1 protein-coding gene is annotated in these 1,732 nt (G+C 39.4%); it reads right to left on the bottom strand.

The genetic code is table 11. The features are described from left to right. Positions 1–1,711, bottom strand: a 1,711-nt coding sequence (locus EHO65_RS19605) for an LIC12048 family lipoprotein (protein WP_244243596.1), incomplete at its 3' end; no start/stop codon positions are given. Positions 1,712–1,732 lie beyond the last annotated feature (21 nt).

The following is a 1,732-nucleotide window of genomic DNA, read 5'->3' as shown; positions in this document are numbered from 1 at the left end:
TTTTCATCGCAGTGTCGACAACCACGGTGAATGAGCCGTCAGGATATCCTGGAGTAGGAGTAACACTTACTACAGTATAAGGATAGGTATCCCCACTAACGTAGATAGGATCATTAACTTCTATCGTCCCGTATACTCCCGTAAGATATATCGTAGTATCTCCAATATTCGTCGGAGAACTCAACTCTCCTCTCATCTTCTTAACATCGGTGTATTTTAAAGGCCAAATTGATTTGCGATATGCACTGTTCAATGCAGGGCGAATATAGATATTAACTAAACTATTGTTCGGATCTACTATATTACTTGCAGAAGGCATACGCAAACAAATTCTAAATGTTTGGTCAGCGTAACCGGAAGTATCAACCCACATCTTGCGGACATGATATGCGTCTGTATCGTCCGTATCCTTATAGACATGTATCCAATCCGTCCTTTGGCCTGCGAAACCTAAACTGATTTCGAAATCCATTACTTGATCGATGTTAAAACGTTTAGTCGCAACGGTAGGAGTATATTTAAAGTCACTAAAATATTGGTAAGAACCACCGTTTTCAGGTAAACCAAAGCTTGGATTTAAATATTTCGTTTTATCTAACTTTACGCTAAATACGACTTTTTCATTGAATCCGACCTTTCCAACATAGAAAGATTTTTGATCCGGCTCGTATGGGTTTTCTCCAAATTGAGAAAGATCCCATACGGTATTTAGTTTAAAAGATGAATTCGGATCGTTCGGATCGATAGATCCACCAGTAGGACTTGAACCGGAAATCCCGATAGGCGTAGAGCCGTACGGTGGATTTTCTTCATTCTTAGCAAGATCTTTCGCGCTAATATAAACGATATCATAGTAGTCTCCCGCCCAAATAATGGAGTCCACTCCCTTTACCATCTGTGCTTTTTGAATATTACCCGGATCGAAAATACGGATATTAGAACCGTCGACCCAATACTCGGTTGGAGCATTATATTTTCCGTTTGAATAGATAGCCCAAACCCCAGCAGTCTTCTTTTCCACATCTGTCCAAGTACTATAAGGTTTTTGGACACAAGCTGTTCTTGAAACTCCATCCGATCCCGCATATGTTTGATAGGTGCAAGGAAGCTGAGTAGGAATTCCGGCAAAGGATTTTATACCTTTCAAGTGAATTTTCGAATCAGTAAGGGAAGGAGCGAACTCGCTCAAGTCGACCACATAGTCTTCAAATTCTACCTGAGTTCCGGAGCATGCAATTCTCTGTAATGCCTTTTTTAAACTCACTCCAGGAGCAAGAGTACTAGCTGTAACTGTAGTACATGGATTATTATTACTCAGATCATCGAACGCAGCTACTCTAAATTTTTCACGATAATTTGGTCCGAAAATTTTAATTAAACTTGTTCTGCCTTTGGAATTTTCCTCGATAATTTTGAGATTGTCCCCAGAGAAATTCAAAAGAGCAGATTTGTAATTGGAATCAGTCACGTGAGTCATTGTATAATCTACAATGAAAATTTTTGGATTAAAACCTGAAGCAATTGCACTTTCAATTTCCGCAGTATTTAAATTCGGAAGTTCTACTACGTAAGGTCCGAAATCATCTCCTCCGTAAACTTCCACCTGAAATAGGCTATAATCATCGTTTCGTAACCGGAAGCTTTGGACTGGAATCAAATTCCCTCGAGCATCTTCGAACATAAGAGTGCATAAGATATTGCTGAGTTTCACCGGCATATTTACAGATCTATT

Origin of the sequence: Leptospira andrefontaineae (assembly GCF_004770105.1) — a bacterium.
In the GTDB taxonomy this organism is placed as follows: domain Bacteria; phylum Spirochaetota; class Leptospiria; order Leptospirales; family Leptospiraceae; genus Leptospira_B; species Leptospira_B andrefontaineae.
This window is presented reverse-complemented; position numbering and strand designations above follow the sequence as displayed.